At 43.3% G+C, this 18,398-nt stretch carries 15 protein-coding genes; 10 read left to right on the top strand and 5 right to left on the bottom strand.

The features are described from left to right. Positions 1–11 precede the first annotated feature (11 nt). A complete protein-coding gene (locus tag CXF82_RS15025; protein ID WP_102044468.1) occupies positions 12–1,499 on the bottom strand; it encodes a SulP family inorganic anion transporter in 1,488 nt (495 codons plus the stop codon). Positions 1,500–2,058: 559 nt separating this feature from the next. Here CXF82_RS15025 and CXF82_RS15020 point away from each other — a divergent pair. The 3 genes from CXF82_RS15020 to CXF82_RS15010 all read left to right on the top strand — a co-directional run bounded on the left by CXF82_RS15020 (position 2,059) and on the right by CXF82_RS15010 (position 5,058). Then, on the top strand, positions 2,059–3,375 hold the full coding sequence (locus tag CXF82_RS15020; protein WP_101092340.1) for an anaerobic C4-dicarboxylate transporter: 1,317 nt from the start codon (positions 2,059–2,061) through the stop codon (positions 3,373–3,375). A 121-nt stretch (positions 3,376–3,496) separates the two neighbouring features. Then, on the top strand, positions 3,497–4,141 hold the full coding sequence (gene bluB, locus CXF82_RS15015; RefSeq protein ID WP_101092341.1) for a 5,6-dimethylbenzimidazole synthase: 645 nt from the start codon (positions 3,497–3,499) through the stop codon (positions 4,139–4,141). Between the two features lie 206 nt (positions 4,142–4,347). Continuing rightward, complete coding sequence (locus CXF82_RS15010; RefSeq protein ID WP_102039598.1) at positions 4,348–5,058, top strand: oxidative stress defense protein; 711 nt, start codon at positions 4,348–4,350, stop codon at positions 5,056–5,058. A gap of 76 nt (positions 5,059–5,134) precedes the next feature. Here the strand turns inward: CXF82_RS15010 and CXF82_RS15005 are convergent, their stop codons facing one another. From CXF82_RS15005 to CXF82_RS14990, 4 genes are all read right to left on the bottom strand, one after another. Continuing rightward, positions 5,135–6,301 carry a porin gene (locus CXF82_RS15005; RefSeq protein WP_101092343.1) on the bottom strand — a complete coding sequence of 389 codons (1,167 nt, stop codon included), beginning with the start codon at positions 6,299–6,301 and terminating at the stop codon, positions 5,135–5,137. Between the two features lie 307 nt (positions 6,302–6,608). Next, a complete protein-coding gene (locus CXF82_RS15000; RefSeq protein ID WP_257982798.1) occupies positions 6,609–8,483 on the bottom strand; it encodes a GGDEF domain-containing protein in 1,875 nt (624 codons plus the stop codon). Between the two features lie 284 nt (positions 8,484–8,767). Further along, positions 8,768–10,048: an O-acetylhomoserine aminocarboxypropyltransferase/cysteine synthase family protein gene (locus CXF82_RS14995; RefSeq protein ID WP_101092344.1), complete on the bottom strand. Its 1,281-nt coding sequence runs from the start codon at positions 10,046–10,048 to the stop codon at positions 8,768–8,770. Between the two features lie 122 nt (positions 10,049–10,170). After that, the gene (locus CXF82_RS14990) at positions 10,171–10,695 is read right to left on the bottom strand and encodes a DUF3087 domain-containing protein (protein WP_101092345.1); all 525 of its coding nucleotides are present in this window, start codon (positions 10,693–10,695) and stop codon (positions 10,171–10,173) included. Positions 10,696–11,049: 354 nt separating this feature from the next. Here CXF82_RS14990 and CXF82_RS14985 point away from each other — a divergent pair, with 354 nt between their 5' ends. From CXF82_RS14985 to CXF82_RS14955, 7 genes are all read left to right on the top strand, one after another. Continuing rightward, on the top strand, positions 11,050–12,399 hold the full coding sequence (locus CXF82_RS14985; RefSeq protein ID WP_257982797.1) for a Na+/H+ antiporter NhaC family protein: 1,350 nt from the start codon (positions 11,050–11,052) through the stop codon (positions 12,397–12,399). A 350-nt stretch (positions 12,400–12,749) separates the two neighbouring features. Next, positions 12,750–13,460 carry a DUF998 domain-containing protein gene (locus tag CXF82_RS14980; RefSeq protein WP_102039597.1) on the top strand — a complete coding sequence of 237 codons (711 nt, stop codon included), beginning with the start codon at positions 12,750–12,752 and terminating at the stop codon, positions 13,458–13,460. Between the two features lie 8 nt (positions 13,461–13,468). Then, a complete protein-coding gene (locus tag CXF82_RS14975; RefSeq protein WP_102039596.1) occupies positions 13,469–14,188 on the top strand; it encodes an RNA pseudouridine synthase in 720 nt (239 codons plus the stop codon). Positions 14,189–14,666: 478 nt separating this feature from the next. Then, positions 14,667–15,464: a MipA/OmpV family protein gene (locus tag CXF82_RS14970; protein WP_257982796.1), complete on the top strand. Its 798-nt coding sequence runs from the start codon at positions 14,667–14,669 to the stop codon at positions 15,462–15,464. Positions 15,465–15,471: 7 nt separating this feature from the next. Beyond that, complete coding sequence (locus tag CXF82_RS14965; protein ID WP_102044466.1) at positions 15,472–15,861, top strand: DUF3019 domain-containing protein; 390 nt, start codon at positions 15,472–15,474, stop codon at positions 15,859–15,861. Positions 15,862–15,863: 2 nt separating this feature from the next. Then, the gene (locus tag CXF82_RS14960) at positions 15,864–16,568 is read left to right on the top strand and encodes a response regulator (RefSeq protein ID WP_101092350.1); all 705 of its coding nucleotides are present in this window, start codon (positions 15,864–15,866) and stop codon (positions 16,566–16,568) included. Positions 16,569–16,581: 13 nt separating this feature from the next. Further along, positions 16,582–17,871, top strand: coding sequence for an ATP-binding protein (locus CXF82_RS14955; protein WP_101092351.1), 1,290 nt, complete (start codon positions 16,582–16,584; stop codon positions 17,869–17,871). The last annotated feature ends 527 nt before the right edge of the window (positions 17,872–18,398 follow it).

Raw genomic sequence — 18,398 nt, 5'->3', positions numbered from 1 at the left:
GTATCATCCTCTTAGTGTCCAGCCAGTAGTCTTTCAACTTCTTCGGGCTTATCGTGTACCCCAAATTTATCAACAATGGTGCGAGTCGCTTGATTCATACCAATAAGGTTCACATGTGTACCCTCTCGACGAAATTTAATCACCACTTTATCCAATGCAGATACCGCCGTCACATCCCAAAAGTGAGCCGCCGATAAATCGATAGTGACTGACTCTAATACTTCTTTAAAATCAAATGAATCGGTAAATTTATCCGATGACGCAAAGAACACTTGGCCAATCACCCGATATTCACAACTGTCACTTTCACCGATATTATTCCTAACCACCATCATGCGACTAATCTTGTTGGCAAAGAATAAGGAAGCAAGCAGCACTCCAACAAATACACCGATAGCCAGATTATGAGTGGCTACCACCATAGCAACCGTTGCCAGCATCACAACATTGGTCGACAGTGGATGTTTTTTCATATCGAGAATGGACTGCCACGAGAACGTACCTATGGCCACCATAATCATTACCGCGACCAAGGCGGCCATAGGGATCTGTTTTAACCAGGGTCCAAGAAAGACCACCATTATGAGCAAGTATACACCTGCCGCTAAACTCGATAGACGTCCACGTCCGCCGGATTTTATATTAATCATCGATTGACCAATCATGGCGCAACCCGCCATACCACCAAGAAACCCCGTAAACACATTAGCAAGTCCTTGCCCCTTACACTCACGGTTTTTATCACTATTGGTATCGGTAAGATCGTCGACAATCGTCGCCGTCATCATTGATTCTAATAGTCCGACGACCGCGAGTCCCATGGAATAAGGCAATACAATCAGTAATGTTTCGAAGTTTAACGGCACATCAGGCCATAAAAATATCGGTAAGGTATCAGGCAAGTCTCCCATATCTCCCACGGTACGCACATCGACATTAAACATCATAGCAAATGCTGTTAACCCGACAATACAGATCAAAGGAGAGGGGATTGATTTGCCAATAACAGGCAGATAAGGGAACAGGTATATGATTCCAAGACCGGCTAATGTCATCGCATATACGTGCCAGGTTACGTTGGTGAGCTCTGGTAATTGGGCCATAAAAATCAGTATAGCCAATGCATTTACAAAGCCTGTCACTACCGATCGCGATACGAATCGCATCAAATTACCGAGTTTTAAATATCCCGCTAAAATCTGTAGTAATCCCGTCAATACTGTTGCTACCAACAAGTATTGCAAACCATGATCCTTAACGAGGGTTATCATCAACAGCGCCATTGCTCCCGTTGCCGCGGAGATCATACCTGAACGGCCACCGGTGAAAGCTATTACCACTGAAATACTAAATGAGGCATACAAGCCGACTTTGGGGTCGACACCCGCAATAATCGAAAATGCGATAGCCTCTGGAATGAGGGCTAACGCCACAACGATACCCGCAAGCAGATCGCCACGGATATTAGATAACCAATCAATTTTGAAATTTTTAAACATTGAACTCTCAGTTTACGCACGGCAGTTCGCACCAGAGATTAGACTGGAGTGATATGCGTGCTTTTTTGATAAAATTTTGGCGCGGAAAACTGCCGTAGTAATCGACAACGAATTAACAAGCGCAAAGAAGTAAGCGTGATGCTTAGTTAGCAATGAAAGCTATAGGGAGGGCGAAACGTTAAGGTGGCGTCATTAACACAATGAGTAATTTCCTCTTAAATTATAATAAGGCGCGATTCTACACTTAAAAGTCAGTCTATAAAATAGACAGCATCACTTTTTCTTATTTTATTGTTGCATCTCCCCAACAATCGTAGAAATCACTGCCTATATTCAAGCCCTCAGAAATGTGATTAAAATATTGCCGTTAAGTTAGTTCACGTTTCTTATCAATAACAGCCATGATCCAATGCGCTGTATCACCTTGCTGAACACAGACTATTTAAGCAATCCATAACATACGGTATAAGTCAGTTATCACTGGGTTATTTGCTTATCGAATACCCACCATCATTTACGTAAAACACTGGCTTCAGCTCACTACTTAAAGGGACACACCATGTTTTTTGTGCATATGCTGTTATTGTTGGCCATCATCTTTGTCGGGATCCGTCACGGCGGTGTTGCCTTTGGCCTTTTAGGTGGCTTGGGTGTCTCCATTCTTGCCTTTGTATTTGGCGTTGCGCCAGGTTCACCGCCAATCAACGTCATGTTGATCATTCTTGCCGTGGTTGCCGCATCAGCCACCTTAGAAGCGACTGGCGGTCTAAAGCTACTGGTCCGCTATGCCGAAAAACTACTGCGTAAACACCCAAACCAAATCGTGTTTCTGGGTCCTTTATGCACATACTCCTTAACTGTGCTTGTGGGAACGGGGCACTCAGTCTATCCATTACTGCCAGTGATCTATGATGTCGCATACAAGAAAGGCATTCGGCCTGAGCGTCCACTCGCTATCGCAACCGTTGCTTCGCAAATGGGGATCACAGCCAGCCCTATTGCCGCCGCTGCCGCCGTTGTTATTGCCACCTCAATGGAAAACAATCTTGATATTGGTTTGATGGATGTGTTGTTAGTCACCATACCTTCAACATTAATCGGAGTACTGGTCGCCTCAGCTTGGAGCTTAAAGCGTGGTAAAGATCTCGATAAAGATGAAGAGTTTCAAGCTCGATTGCTGGATGAAGAGTTTAAGAATAGTCTCATTGATCCGGATATTGAAACCGATGATGTCGCCAAAAGTAACAGCATCGCCAAAAAAGGGTTAAGTATCTTTCTACTCGGCATATTAGCCGTCATTGGCTTGGCAATGTTTAGCAAAGAGTTATTGCCTGAAGGCGTGAAGATGTCTGTCGCCATCCAGTTTATGATGCTTTCCGTTGGCGCGATGATTCTACTTGTCACCAAGGTAGATCCTAAAAAGATAGTGAGCAGTAATGTCTTCATCGCAGGTATGACTGCAGTGATCATTATCTTTGGTATTGCATGGCTTAGCGACACTATTATTAGCTATCACAAGAGCTATCTAATTGAGTCTGTGAGTGACATCGTCCATGCTCATCCTTGGTCATTCGCCATTGCGATGTTTGTCGCGTCCATCTTCTTGAAGAGCCAAGCTGCAACCTTAACCATAATGCTGCCACTGGGTTTCTCTTTGGGGATCCCGGCACCAGTGCTTATCGGCGTATTACCCGCTTGCTATGCTTATTTCTTCTTCCCTTTCTATCCGAGTGATTTAGCGGCGATTAGTTTCGATAGAACCGGCACCACCCATATTGGCAAATATGTGTTGAATCATAGCTTTATTGTGCCTGGTTTTATTGGCGTCGGCACAGCAACATTTATCGGCTACTTCATTTCAATGACCATTAATTAACAGCTAGATCACTAAGTCAGTCGATACAGCTTCAAATTAGGCTAATTATTGTTACTCTAGATAGCATTTAAAGGCGTCCTCAAAGGGCGCCTTATCGATCTATAGAAAAATTGAGAGCGGTATGAGTCGAATGTTTAGTGAGAGTGACAGCGAGGTCTTAGCCGATATTATCCGACTACGCCGCGATGTTAGAGGTAATCGTTTTAATGATAAGCCCGTCTCAGATGCGAGTATCGATACGCTGCTAAATGCCGCCATGCAAGCGCCTTCAGTTGGATACTCGCAGCCTTGGCAATTTGTGGTTATTCGCGACTCAAACATTAAACAAGCAGTGCAGCAAACGTTTGTTGCAGCAAATGCCCTTGGCAGTGAGCAATTTACGGGGGATAAACGCGCTCAGTATGATGCGCTCAAACTCGAAGGGATTTTAGAGGCTCCAGTTAACTTAGCGGTATTTTATCAACCCAGTGAAACTGCCGTTCTAGGGCAAACAAGCATGCCAGAGATGGGTAAGTTTAGTGTTGTTTGTGCCATTCAAAACCTGTGGTTAATGGCGCGTTCGCTTAATATTGGTGTCGGTTGGGTCAGTATTTTAGACCCGTTAAAGGTCAAGCAAGCGTTAAATGCCCCCGAAAGCGCTGAACTGATAGGTTATCTCTGTATAGGCTATGTCGATAAATTTCTGGCCGAACCAGAACTTAAGCAAAAAGGTTGGCAGCAAACCAAGTCTGCTGCTGAGGTTATCTTCAAAGACGGCTTTAATTAGACGACTTTTTCAGCTTTGTCTGTTCACCCACCTCAGCTAGCACCTGTTGATACCCTAGCTCATAGGTTCAATTTCTTGAGTGAGCTTAGCCAACCGTGAATAATAAATTAAAAATATAACCCTTTTCCCAAAAGCTCACGTTTATAGCTATTAGAAGCCAACCCCGTTTTATCTTGGCGAATTTTAGACTTACTTTTGGAGTTACTATGATTAAATCATCTCTTGCAGCACTTATTTCAGCTTTAGTCCTATCGGCCAGCATTACCGCCCCAGCGCTTGCCGCCGATATTAGCTTTGCGCATCTTGAAACCATAGGCACTAGCAATATCCTCGCCGAAGCAGACATGGCAGAAATAAACGTGGAAGTCGTGATTAAAGCGGAAACAGCAAAAGCTGCCAAAGCCGAGTCGGATATCGCCGTGGCTAAATTTATCGAACGTTTAGAAAAAGCGGGCGTTAGCAGCAAGCTAATCCAAAGTGCCAATATCAACCTACAACCTCAATATCACTATGAAAAAGATCAGCCTAACAAACTGATTGGCTACAGTGCGAGCCGCCGCGTAACCGTGACAGTTGTCGATCTAACCAACCTCAATAGCATTCTAGATACCGCGCTTGAAGAGGGTATTAACCGTATTAATCATATCGCGCTCAAATCAAGCAAAGAGGCGCATTATCTTAAACAAGCAAGGCTTGCTGCGATTAAAGATGCACAACACAAAGCGGCAGAGTTAGCCCAAGGCTTTGGCGAAGAGCTCGATGGTGTGTGGCAAATTCGCTATTTCGACCAACGTCCAGTTCAGCCAGTGATGATGAGAATGAATGCTGAAAGTGACAGTTATAATGTGCCTAAAAGCTACCAACAAGGCCAAGTCACTATTCAAGATAGAGTAGAAGTCACCTATCGATTGAAATAACGTCAGCTAATCAAAAAGGCCCCTCAAACTGTAATACAGCTTGAGGGGCCTTAATCGTTATTAATCAATCGGACACTTACAAGGTATAGCGAATACCAATCGCGACACCATCATCTTCTGATTTTGCTTGCATCGCTTCATTTTCAGGGTTATCACTACTGAAATCACTAAAATCAACACGGCCTTCCAAGTAGATCACCACACTGTTATCCCAAACATAGTGCACGCCAGCCACGGCAAACTGACGTTTAAAAACATCACCAGGATGTTCTGCCTCATAGTCATCACCGGCCTCTAAGACGTTGTAAGAGGCAAGCAGCTTGATATTATTGTCTAAGTAATAGGAGATCAGCGTTTCTAAACCTACCGACTCTTGCAAGAAACGGCCTAAGTTATCTGTATCGTGGAATTCATTTTGGTTGAGGTTCATCGCCGCATATAAGCCATGCTCATCCCAACTGCCCCAGGTTAGACCAAAGCCATAGATATAGTCGGTCTCAGAAATAACCCGACCACTGGCCGTAGTGCCTTCTGGTTCACCTATGTTACCGCCAGCGGTAAGCACTAACATCTCTGTCGCTTGGTAGGTCAAACCAATACCATAAGTATTATCGTATTCTGTCATCACCAATCGATTCGGGTTATTACTACCATCATCTTCAATATCTGTGGTACTGCTTTTTAACTGCATTTGCGCCGCGATCCCTAAATCACCCCAACTATTACGATACTGAATCACTTTATCACCACGACCGACACCATTAATGGCACCGTCGGATTTGTTATACGTATAAGTACCGGATGCATTACCGTCCCATACAAAACCATAGTTGGTGTTGTACACAACGTCGTACCATGCGCCCCATTGCTTACCAATTGAGATCGACCCATAGTCGTTGTGACTGACGCCAACATAGCCTAAACGGTTATTTAAAAAGTCACCGCTTTTGGTCTCAAAGTTACTTTCACTGCTATAGGAGATCGTTGCATTACCAAAGGGATTTACGCCCCACTCCAGCTTGACATAGCTTTTCCAATCATTGGACATTTCACGGGTAAAGCCGAAATTAATTCTTGAGCTGCCATTCACAACCTCTGTAACATCTTGTGTATTAATAACTCGTGCATCAACGAAACCACCAATCTCAAATGCATTTTTATTGTCTTTAAATACCTCAACCGCGAAGCTTGTCGGCATAAAAACCAACGTTGCGAGGGGCAATACTGCTAGCGCTTTTTTCATAAAATCTCCAACTTTGGTTATTTTTATATTCAGCTTTAGCGTACTTCGCTAGCGGCTCTGGGTATTATGATCCGAGATGGTCGCTTAAAAACTGCACTCGCTAAATAGAAAACATAGCAAAAAATTGGGTAAATACAAGTTGATAGCCAGTGAAGATTTTTAATATTGGTGTTCTAGAGGAGGGGTTTACATATTTGACAGTGCATGCTTCAGCATTAACAAGAAAATGGCGAAGTCGATCACTACTTACTTTGGATTAAATTGACCGCAGCGAGCCGCTACGGTCGTTAGGTTTTAATCCTAAACACTAGGCACATAGCCGTGCAAGATAGACTTTGTTCTTACCGGAAAATTTAGCTTTATAGAGCGCTTTATCAGCCTCTTTAAGTAATGCGGTCAAGCTAGTGGCTTGTTCATTGAGTACCGCAATACCTAGGCTTATCGTCACCTCAATGCTGACATCATCAAACTCAAACAGCTGCGATGCAATAGCACTTCGGATGCGTTCCGATATTGAAAAAGCTTCTTCCTCTGAAGTATTAGACAGCACAATAATAAACTCTTCACCACCAATTCGTCCGACTAAATCATGCTTTTTTAACCAACGTTCAGCCCGTTTAGTCACGGCTTGAATAGCCAAGTCGCCAACATGGTGGCCAAAGCGATCATTAATACTCTTAAAGTTATCAATATCAAAAATAATAACCGATGCCGACTGTTGTTTTTTAATCGACCTTTCAATCATTTTCTCACCCGTTTTAAAGGTATAACCTCGGTTAGCGATACCCGTAAGAAAGTCGATTTGAGCACGATGCTTAAAGACTTTTCGCGAATGCATTAAAAAGAAGACTGCCGCCAATAGCACTGCAGCCACTAACACAATAATACTCATTTTAAGCTCATTAATGCGCTCTTTATCTATCACAGCTTTGAGATTCAATTCATTGATTGCTAACTTATTGGCAAGTCGTTCGTTCTCAAAATCAGCCAATTTAGAGTTATGGTCAAGTGCAGAGTCGATAACTTCGTTATCGATGATGTTCTTATTGTGCTCTCGCTCTTCATCTATCACTTTTAAAAGGGTATTCACCGCCAATAAATAATTTTTATTGTCGAATGCAATAATGGCGTCGGCAGTCAGTAGCATACTGCCCATATTGGCTGGAAAACGTTTATCTTGCAGGAACACTCGCGCCATACTAGCCGCTTTGTCAGGCTCACCAATTCGCATATAAGCTAGCGCTAAAAACAGATGACTAGAGCTTACAAAATAGCGCTCCTGCGTTGTTTCTTTAAGAGCAATTGCTTTTTCTAGATAGGTGACGGCCACGGGGTAATCAAAGGAGCCGAGTGCGACACGTCCAGCATTGAGATAGGCAAAAAAATAGAAATCTTTAAATTCTGGTGCGGCTTCTGCTAATGCTAATTGTGCGGCAATATTCACCTTGGCTTTATCCCAATCACTCAACTTGATCGCAGAGCTAACCATGTTGTGCTGCATGTTAAACATGTCTTCTTTATCGTCTACGGTTTGCCACGTTTGATAGGCCTTATTAAAGTTATCATAAGCACGTTTATGTAGCCCTACCGTACGATACAGGGTACCGGTTGCATTATAAATCATCGCTTTGCGGTGAACATCGAGTTTGTCACTCTTATCAACAATCATCATGGCTTCGTCGAGTAACGCAATCCCCTTATGCACTGTCGTCGCGGTGTAATAGCAAAAGGCATTTTGTGTGAGTGTTTTTGCCAGCAATGTTGGGTTATTATTCTGTCTTGCAAAAGCCAGCGCCTTACGACGATCGATACAATAAACGGCGGGATCATTTGTCTGTAAATATACTGCGAAGGAGCGCTCTAAATAGCTATCGATCAGAATATCGCTAACCGTTAATGATTCAACTAAAGCAATTCCCTTATCATAGCTTGCGATCGCTAAATCTAACTGACGGGTTTTCTCATACAACTGACCATAGAGAAAATACAAGCGGGCATTATCATTGGGTGTCAGCTGATTAGCCTCAATGTCGAAACTATCCAGTAACTTAAGTCCTCCCGCGGGGGAGTCTTTGCTAACCAATACTTCCAATTGGGTCAGAATGTCATTGGCTTGCGCTGTAGAAAATAAAGTCATGGAGATAGAGATAAGGAAGCTAAAGGCCGCAATTATCATTTTCATATGCATATACAGCCCTGTAAAACAGACTTTTTAAGTGTAATTATTTTTCAGAGTAACACATGGGAGACATTTGTATAGTTTGTTGATTTAATAAGGTTTACCTGCCTTAGCGTCTCATTATATAGTCAATTTATTATATTGAAAAATAAACTCGTTTCGACATGATAATTTGGTTAAAAGGTCACTTTTCAGTTATCAATGCTGCAAACTAACCATTTAATAGTCTGAGTTGAAACAAAAAAGGTTAGCAAGCTTGCTAACCTTTTATTCAATCAATGACCGGATTAACACGCATGCGCTAGTGCTTGCTCTACATCCGCAATAATATCGTCAATATGTTCAATCCCCACAGAGATCCGCACCAAATCTTCTGACACCCCAGCTTTTGCTAGCTCGTTAGCATCTAGCTGTCTATGGGTCGTCGATGCGGGATGGCATGCCAGTGATTTAGCATCGCCGATATTGACCAATCTTAAAATCATCTGCAATGCATCAATAAAGTGCCCACCAGCCACTTTACCGTCATCCGCTTTAATACCAAAACTGATGATCCCTGAGGCTTTTCCGCCAGTAATTTTATGGCAGTTCTCCTGAAATGGACTGTTTGGCAACGCAGCGTAATTCACCCACTTCACCTTAGGGTGCGCTTCTAAATACTGCGCCAAGGTTAATGCATTGTCGCAATGGCGCTCCATTCTCAGTGCCAGAGTCTCTAACCCTTGTAGCAATAAGAAAGCGCTTTGCGGCGATAGCGCAGCGCCTGTATTACGTAACGGCACCACACGACAACGGCCAATAAAGGCAGCAGGACCAAAAGCTTGGGTATAGACTACACCATGATATGACGGATCCGGTTCATTGAGCAGTGCAAAACGTTGTGGCTGCGCCGCCCAATCAAACTTACCACTATCAACAATCGCCCCGCCAATTGTGGTGCCGTGGCCACCTATATATTTGGTCAACGAGTGCACAACGATGTCAGCGCCATGTTCAAATGGTCTGCATAACACCGGAGTCGCGACCGTATTATCAACAATTAATGGCACACCATGTTTATGAGCAATTTCAGCTAGTCGCTGCAGGTCAACGATATTGCCGGCAGGGTTACCAATTGACTCACAAAATAATGCTTTGGTTTTATCATCAATGAGTGCATCTAATCTGTCGAACTCATCGAAACCCGCCATACGGACCTCAACACCTTGTCTTGGTAAAGTGTGAGCGAATAAGTTATAGGTGCCGCCATACAGTTGGCTGGTACTGACAATGTTGTCGCCCACTTCAGTCAGAGCTTGAATCGCATAAGTGATTGCCGCCATGCCTGAAGCAAGCGCTAACGCAGCTATTCCACCCTCAATAGCGGCTAGGCGTTGTTCTAGCACATCGGTGGTTGGGTTCATGATGCGAGTATAAATATTACCCGGCACTTTAAGATCAAATAGATCAGCGCCATGTTGAGTGTCATCAAAGGTATAAGAGGTGGTTTGATAAATAGGGACTGCAGCGGCTTTGGTTGTCGCTTCCGATTTATAACCATGGTGCAGTGCTAAAGATTCGAGTTTCATACCAGCTAAATCCTATTCCATTTGAATGAAATATGAACATAACAAATAGCCATCTAGAAGTCTAAATATATTTTAAACTTCTAGATAGTGAATATAAAACGATAAGAGAAATGATTGCAGGTTTAGATGCTGTCGAGTAACTCTGGTTCAAACTGCTCTGGAGAGACACTTATATCCAGCTCAGCGATTCTGGCATTCAGCTGGGCAATATCTTTTTCGACTGTCGAAATGGTTAACGTGTTGTCATCCAAGCTATAAACTTGCTTCAGGCTGGCAAAATAAAAACTCAAGATGATAAAAGCATTTCTGTCATTATTATCTGCTGCCAGTTTAATTTTAGCCAACTTACGATAAATTTGATTATTGAGCTGCTTTAAGCGCCAAACATAATACACTTCGCGCATATAGGGCTTTTGCTTTTGTGAATGTAATACCCCACTGCAGAGCACTATCGCCATAATCACACCGATAACGTTCAGGTGAAAATTGCCAGTCGAGCCACCAGGAGTTGCGGCTGTTGCGCCAAGGAAATGAATTAACAATGTCCCAAATACCAGCGAAAGTATCGCTAGACTCGCGACAAAACTGCTGATCACAATATTGGTATTCTTACGATAGCTTCGTTTATCAATATGCATTAATTGCATCCGTGGCTCTCAAGGTTAAGCGGATAATAAGGCGGTTATTCTAGCATCCTAAATATTAGAAAATCCTCTTTGTTACGCTAAAATATTTGTATTTATGCCACAAGCTTGGCAAGTTAAGTTTTTACTGAAATAACAGTGACGAATCCAACCAAGCTCACAATTTTCACTAAACGACTTCTTTAGCGGTAAAAACATCTAGACGTCTAAATTGACAGGCGGCTCTCGATCTCATATCCTCTCAGCTATTGAGATGTACCATTCTGTGATTTTAATCATTTAAAACACAGTTTGTTCCAGCTAGGAGGGCAATGGGGACAATGGTTCGATGACTGATTTAATAGAAGAGAGATAACATTGACGAATTCCAACAACGCTCCTAAAGCTGCAGCAACTGACGTAATAGCGCCATCGTTTCTAGCGCTAACACCACTTTTTCTATTTCTAACATTGTTTATTGGTGCCGGGCTTTACTTCCAAAACCAAGGTGTCGATTTTGCTTTTTATCAATTGCCCAGTGTAGTCGCTATTCTACCTGCGATTATCTTTGCCATTATCATTTCTAAGCAAAGACTTAACCAATCAATCGAAACTTTTTTAGCCGGCATTGGTCACTCCAACATCATTGCGATGTGTATGATCTACCTGCTTGCAGGTGCATTTGCGGCAGTAGCAAAAGCAACCGGTGGCGTAGACGCAACGGTTGCACTCGGCTTGTCATTGGTTCCTTCTAGCTTATTGCTACCTGGCTTCTTTGTGATTGCCGCCTTCATTGCCACAGCCATGGGCACATCAATGGGTACTATTGCCGCGGTGGCACCTATTGCGCTTGGCGTTGCAAATGAAGCACAAATTGATTTAGCGATTATGGCTGGCGCAGTCATTTCAGGCGCGCTATTTGGCGATAACTTATCCATCATTTCAGATACCACCATCGCAGCGACTCGCACTCAAGGCTGTGAGATGAAAGACAAGTTTAAAGAAAACCTTATCTTCGCTATTCCAGCCGCGATCATCACTTTGATTGTATTCACCCTGGTTGGTCAAGGCCAGGCTGACGTAGCAGCGCAAGAGATAGACTTCATTAAGGTGATCCCTTACCTAACTATTCTGTTTTTAGCCGTCGCTGGCTTGAACGTATTTGTCGTCCTTACCATCGGTATTTTACTGGCCGGTGTCACTGGTTTATTGACCATGGACTACGGTGTCATCCAGTTTGGACAAGATATTTACGCTGGTTTTGGCAACATGCAGGAGATCTTTATTCTCTCTATGCTGGTCGGTGGCTTAGCAGCACTTATGCAGCAACAAGGTGGCCTATCGTTTGTTAGCAAGCAGATTGAAAAACTAATTACACGTTTTTCAAAAGCCAAAGGCGAAGCATCATGCCGTGCTTCAGAGCTAGGTATGGCAGGTATTGTGGCTGCAACCAACACCTGTGTTGCTAACAATACAGTGTCGATTGTGGTCACTGGTGATATCGCTAAAGATTTGGCAGAAAAGCATGGCGTGACCCCAAAACGTGCAGCCAGTATTTTAGATATTTTCTCATGTATTATCCAAGGTTTGCTCCCCTATGGCGCGCAAGCACTATTAGTCGCATCAACCTTTAGTTTGTCACCATTTGAAGTTGTTACTCATGCTTGGTACTGCATGATCCTCGCAGTGGTCGCGGTACTTATTGTGGTTTTTCGCAAGCGAAACTAAATAGCATTATTCACCTAAGCCGTGGTTAACGCACTGACTAATAGAAAAGAGCACCTTATTCAGGTGCTCTTTTTTTGTTTAGCTCACAAATCAATGAGCTTGTAACAGTAGTAATCGTTTATAGACTGTGATGCGCAATGCGCTCTTGTTACCTCTATTCTAGAAATAAACATATTTTTATCGCCATTGGATCAATCGAACGATTTGCGTAAGGAGAATTAATCAGGCACGTTGGTCTTAGCTCAGAATGAATAATATTCTCATTAAAAAGAGTGCATCACAGCACTGCTTTTTGCCATAATAACCGCCCCACGCGAGTAGCAGGATGAGTCATTTTATGGCGCACAAGTATGGAAGATAAGATTAAGTATCAATCGATGCAGTATGATTTGCACCGATTAGTCGTACTGACTATTTTTTTTGGTGCCCTTATCGCTGCAATCGGCGTGTCCATTTCAACTTGGGCAGAATATCAAATCATTGGTGATGCCGTTTTTAATCGTCGCGCTGATGTTTTAGGCGACTACAACCATGCCAAACTCGCCTTTGTATTCAACATCGCCTTGATGATCACAGGTATTTGTATCATGCTCGCGATGTTCGGACTCTACTTACTCAAACAAGGTTTTTTTAGTCACTACTTATCCTTAATCGGCGGTTGGGTCGGTATCTCAGTCCTATTAATGGGAATGTTCCCAATTAACTATCTTGATATGCATCGCCTAGTGTCGACCAGTTTTTTACTCGGCACTGTGTTGATGTACTTCCTCTGTATCACCGATAGACTCAGCCAACACTCTGTTTGTAAGGGACCCATTTTTTGGTTGAGTATTTTGGGATTTATTACCTCATCAAGCCTCGTGATTCAACTCGATTGGAATACTCTCGATTTTGTCCCTTGTCAGCAACCTGAAGCAGGCCGTTGTTGGGTTGCTATCACCATGTGGATTCAAACGAGTATTGTGATGCTCTGGTGTTTATCTTTTGCATGGACTATCCGCAAAATAGCGATTAAAAACTACCTCGAACTGTCACAACGTTATCTTACCGGAGAACAATAAATCCAACCATGAGACTCGCTAAATACCTCGCCTTAACCGGTTGCTGTTCGCGCCGCGCCGCGACTCGCTTAATCAGAGATGGCCATGTAATGATTGATAGCCGCCTCGCGAACCACATTGATACAGTGACGTTACTCGAGACACCCGACGGCCTGCGTTGCCAAGAGCAACTCTTAGTCAATGGTAAGCTTATCGCCGCCGTTGAAGCCAAAGCTTATTGGTTATTCAATAAAGCCGTTGGCACCGATAGTCGCCTGCTCGCTGACTTGCCTAATAGCTTGTGGCATTTACTGCCTGAATCGCCACGACTGTATCCAGTGGGGCGTCTCGACAAAGATTCTCGCGGTCTATTGATGTTAACCAACGATGGTGAACTTGCTCACCAATTAATGCACCCTGATTTTGGTCACTGCAAGACCTATCACGTTACAGTGGACCGACATTTCAGTGATGAATTTCTATTACAGATGGCAGCAGGAGTTAGCTACAAGGACGTTACAACCCTGCCCTGTAACATGAGTCGTTTAACTGACGATAGTTATCAAATAGTCCTCACCCAAGGGCTAAATAGGCAAATACGCCGTATGTCACAGGCACTCGGGTATAAGGTTATCGACCTTAAACGTATTTCGATTCAGAGTTTGAGTTTGGCTGATTTGGCGGAAGGCAAAATGCGCCAATTAACAGAAGCTGAGTTGTCTCAGCTAAAAGCATCATTAGCAAAGTAGCACTAATATTAAAGAGTAAATTCTCCAACACTCATCCATCGTCAATGGCCTCCCAGACTTACCGCTGCAACAATCGCTGTACACATACACCCAACGTGCTGCCAGCTTTAATGTTTTGAGACTTTTATGTGCGCAGCCTTGCGCTTCATGGTTATAGCTTTGTATAATATTTCTCGGCCATTTAACGTGATAGAACGTTCTATTTTTGGCATATACGGCTGAGTCCAGTCTGCATTAGCAGAGCAAAAATCTAGCTCATGCCATTCATGGTGATAAATGCAGGATGAAAGTCCCTCCACTAATCGGAAATTAAGGACGTAATGAAACATGATGTCACAATGGAGTGGAGCTTCGTTTTGCTAACTAAAACCCCAACAACTTATCTAATATGTGACGCCAGCTCATGATTAATATTTGTCGTGATATACGGCAGTGTTTCCTTCGGACACTGCTCTTAATAATGATTTTTATTCCTGTAATGGCTTCAGCATCTGATATTGCCAGCAGTGTCACCGGTGGAGTCGATAATCGCCTTGCTAACGGTGGTTACTTTGAGCTCGGGGCTAGCGTTTACGGCGTTAATAAAGTCGATATTCGCCAAACAGATTATCAAGCTGTACAGCCATCATTGTTGATTAGCGGTATGTACCAGTACAAAGGGCTATTTGTTGAGATGGTACATCAATCTCAAGATGGCATTAATTTAGGATTTAATTTCTGGAACTCTGATAATTGGTCACTCGATTTTTTAGCCGCAAATCTCAAAAGTACTTGGGCACGGCCAGAAGATGTCGACCCCTCCACTCTCAATGAAGCGGGCCGTAACGCTTATTTATTGTCTGAAGAGTCTCTCTATGTTGGCGCGGGATTTCGAGCTACACGTTATTGGGATGGCAATTACGTATTTCAGTACCGAATAGTCAGTGACTATTTGAATGATCAAGGGATCCAAAGCACAGCCCGACTGGGTAAGTCTTGGCAAGTTCGAAACTGGAACTTTCATGCATTAGGCAGCATCGAATACTCGTCATCCACTTTGAATCGCAATCTTTTTGGTATCGGTAGCGATGAAGCTACTGAGCTATTTCCCGAGTACCATCCAGGCAGTTCGTTTAGCTATGGCTTGGAAGTCGGCGTCGCTTACCCCATTAGCGAAAGTTTTGTATTCCGCGCGATGTACCGCGTCAATGTGCTGCCAGATGAAGTCACTGAAAGCCCCTTTAATCAGGCTGATTATGTGTCGTTTTTTAACGCCTCAATCAGTTATGTATTTTAGGGGACACATGAATAATTTCTATCTGTGCTTAGCGCTGCTATTACTCTTTAACCCAACAATAGCTTGGAGTGAGGAGTCGTCAATCGTCTTTACCGCAACGCCGGAACGCTGTGTTGCGCTACATAAAGGCCAAACTTGCTATCAAGATGTGTTGTTCCGCTGGAAAACGCCAGAGGTTGGTCACTATTGTTTAGTATTGTCTCAAAGTCAGCATCAGCTCGCCTGCTGGAATGGAGCCGCAGTACAAGAATATCCATATAGTTTTGAAGGGGATAAAACCACAATTTTTAGCCTTGTGAGGAGCGATGACGCTAGATCTCTGGCAAAAGTGAAAGTCGTTGTTACCTGGGTCTATAAAGCGCCTAAACAAAGTCAGTCAGGTTGGAGATTATTTTAAGAATGTCAGTTGAAAAACATATCTTAATCGTCGAGGACGATGCATCACTGGCAGAATGGATCAGTGATTACCTCCTTGAACACGGCTACGGGATCACCGTTGCCAGCCAAGGTGACTATGCCTTAGAGATGATCGCTGAAGAGCAACCAGACTTAGTGTTATTAGATGTGATGCTGCCGGTTAAAAACGGATTCGATGTATGCAAAGAAGCAAGAGCCTTTTATTCAGGCCCGATTCTTTTTATGACTGCCTGTGTTGAAGATGGTGATGAAATTCAAGGGCTAGATGTTGGCGCTGATGACTACCTCACTAAGCCTATTCGTCCACAAGTCTTACTAGCACGCATTAAAGCCTTATTACGCAGAGCTAATGATGACAAGATCAAGCAGCAACTGGTGTTTGAATCTTTGATACTCGATGCAACGGCTAAGTCCGTTACGGTTGGCCAAGAATCGTTAGAGTTGAATGCCAATGAATTTGATGTATTTTGGTTATTGGCTTTAAAGGTAGGCCAAGTTGTTAGCCGCATCGAACTCGTCTCTGAGCTACGCGGCTTTGAATACGACGGTCTGGATCGCTCAGTCGATATCCGCGTGTCACGGTTACGAAAAAAACTGCTCGAAGCTCAAAATCAACCCTATAAAATTAAAACCATTCGCGGTAAAGGCTACCTATTTTGTCGTGATAAAGGAGAGACTGACTCATGATCGGTTTAACGTCATGAGAAAGTTAATCATCTCATTAGTGCTTGCGGTTTTGGCCACGATTACCAGCCTAGGCTGGTCGATTAGTGAATTTGCCGCACTGCAAAACCCAGAGACAGAAACTCCCAGCACCACTGAGCACCTCGCGGCATTAACTCTTTTAGGCGTTGCTCTGTCACGGAGTTTAGATAACGAAACCGCCAGTAATACTCCCTTTATCGACAACTGGAACCAGCACAATTCAGAGCAATTATCACTCATTGCTGAAACTGAATTTTTCTTGCCTGAACCGCTTAAACTACAGTTTGATACCGAGGCATCCCTGATGCTAGAGTCCGATGAAGGGATCTCGTTGCATTACCTGATGCCCAAGACAGGCCAAGTACTCAACATTAATACAGGCCTAACGACACCAGTGGATGCCAATTCAGATCTTAACGAACTTTATACCATGCTCTTTTACGGCGGGGTCGTTGTGATTATGCTGGTGTGGGTATCGCCTTTAATCCGGCAATTGCTCCATTTGAGCAGAGTGACTAAAGCCTTTGGTATGGGAGAGTTGCAACAACGGATGGCTGTGAATAAGACCTCTTACATTGCCTCGATTGAGACTGAATTCAACCGCATGGCCGATCGGATCCAACAACTGCTCGATGACAATAAACTGCTTAGCCGAGCAGTCTCCCATGATCTAAAAACTCCGATTGCCCGACTTAGATTCGGCATTGAAGCGCTAGAGGAAACTAAAAACGAGCAGTTACGAGTTAAGTACTTCCGGCGGCTTAATCAAGATCTAAACACCATGGAAGAGTTGGTGATGACGCTGCTCAGTTACGCTCGTCTTGATCAAGCCAATATACAACCAGAACTGCAACCCATAGAGTTAAATACTTGGCTGCAAAGCAAACTTGCAACCCAAGTAGACTGCAATCACTCGCTCGAGTTTATCCCCTATACGCAGCCGCTAACCGTCAACACAGATCCTAAATATCTGTCGATGCAAGTGAGTAATCTACTCAGTAATGCCGAGCGGTTTGGTCAGTCAAAGGTGCAAGTATTAGTAGACATTGAAGATGATGCAGTGTGGATACATGTTGATGATGATGGCCAAGGCATTGATGCAGAGGAAGCGGAGCAAGTGATTAAGCCTTTTGTGCGCGGCCAACAAAGCCGAGGCAATGCGGGTCACGGCATGGGTTTAGCAATTGTTAATCGCATTGGCGTGTGGATGGGATCGCAACTATCCATTAGTCGTGCTCCTGCATTAGGTGGCGCACGTATGTCGCTGCAATTTAAATTACATTAAAGTGTATGTTCACATAAACACAGTGAGTATGTGAACATAAATGAGCTAAAACATTGACTAATTCACCGTCGCGAAATCATATTTAGCGAACTATTCAGCCGTCATCCAATGTTCACCTAGTGCTGTGTTAAGAGTAAATAAATAAAATGCCCCCCCTTTCTCCCCGAGAATTTTATTGAAATAGATCTGTTTCTCCAGAAAAGACTGAACCACTAGTACTAACTAATGTATTCATCTGCCTTTCTTGAATGAGTAAACCTGTATACATATTTATCCCGTCATCACTAGAACCGTCGGTTTCACTATCAAAAACGAGTATTAGCTTTAAACTTGGATCTAAGTTTTTAACCACTTAATTTAAATCAAAACAATACTCTGTACCTAAGCCTTAGGTTTACCCCATTTAAAAATACATTAACAGCCTTCAAAGCCCCTAAAAAATAGGTTGCACCTTTATTTTAAATAACAAGTCAAACCTACTTTATTAACCCATAAAATATATTAAAAATTAATTCATACCCATGTTT

This window comes from Shewanella sp. GutDb-MelDb, from assembly GCF_002836075.1.
Taxonomy (GTDB): Bacteria; Pseudomonadota; Gammaproteobacteria; order Enterobacterales; family Shewanellaceae; genus Shewanella.
The sequence above is the reverse complement of the archived record's forward strand: the minus strand, read 5'-3'. Positions and strand labels throughout refer to the sequence as shown.

Coding starts and splice junctions, on each gene's coding strand:
- CXF82_RS15025 (WP_102044468.1), bottom strand. CDS start 1,499: ATGTTTAAAAATTTCAAAATTGATTGGTTATCTAATATCCGTGGCGAT.
- CXF82_RS15020 (WP_101092340.1), top strand. CDS start 2,059: ATGTTTTTTGTGCATATGCTGTTATTGTTGGCCATCATCTTTGTCGGG.
- bluB (WP_101092341.1), top strand. CDS start 3,497: ATGAGTCGAATGTTTAGTGAGAGTGACAGCGAGGTCTTAGCCGATATT.
- CXF82_RS15010 (WP_102039598.1), top strand. CDS start 4,348: ATGATTAAATCATCTCTTGCAGCACTTATTTCAGCTTTAGTCCTATCG.
- CXF82_RS15005 (WP_101092343.1), bottom strand. CDS start 6,301: ATGAAAAAAGCGCTAGCAGTATTGCCCCTCGCAACGTTGGTTTTTATG.
- CXF82_RS15000 (WP_257982798.1), bottom strand. CDS start 8,483: ATGAAAATGATAATTGCGGCCTTTAGCTTCCTTATCTCTATCTCCATG.
- CXF82_RS14995 (WP_101092344.1), bottom strand. CDS start 10,048: ATGAAACTCGAATCTTTAGCACTGCACCATGGTTATAAATCGGAAGCG.
- CXF82_RS14990 (WP_101092345.1), bottom strand. CDS start 10,695: ATGCAATTAATGCATATTGATAAACGAAGCTATCGTAAGAATACCAAT.
- CXF82_RS14980 (WP_102039597.1), top strand. CDS start 12,750: ATGGAAGATAAGATTAAGTATCAATCGATGCAGTATGATTTGCACCGA.
- CXF82_RS14975 (WP_102039596.1), top strand. CDS start 13,469: ATGAGACTCGCTAAATACCTCGCCTTAACCGGTTGCTGTTCGCGCCGC.
- CXF82_RS14970 (WP_257982796.1), top strand. CDS start 14,667: ATGGCTTCAGCATCTGATATTGCCAGCAGTGTCACCGGTGGAGTCGAT.
- CXF82_RS14965 (WP_102044466.1), top strand. CDS start 15,472: ATGAATAATTTCTATCTGTGCTTAGCGCTGCTATTACTCTTTAACCCA.
- CXF82_RS14960 (WP_101092350.1), top strand. CDS start 15,864: ATGTCAGTTGAAAAACATATCTTAATCGTCGAGGACGATGCATCACTG.
- CXF82_RS14955 (WP_101092351.1), top strand. CDS start 16,582: ATGAGAAAGTTAATCATCTCATTAGTGCTTGCGGTTTTGGCCACGATT.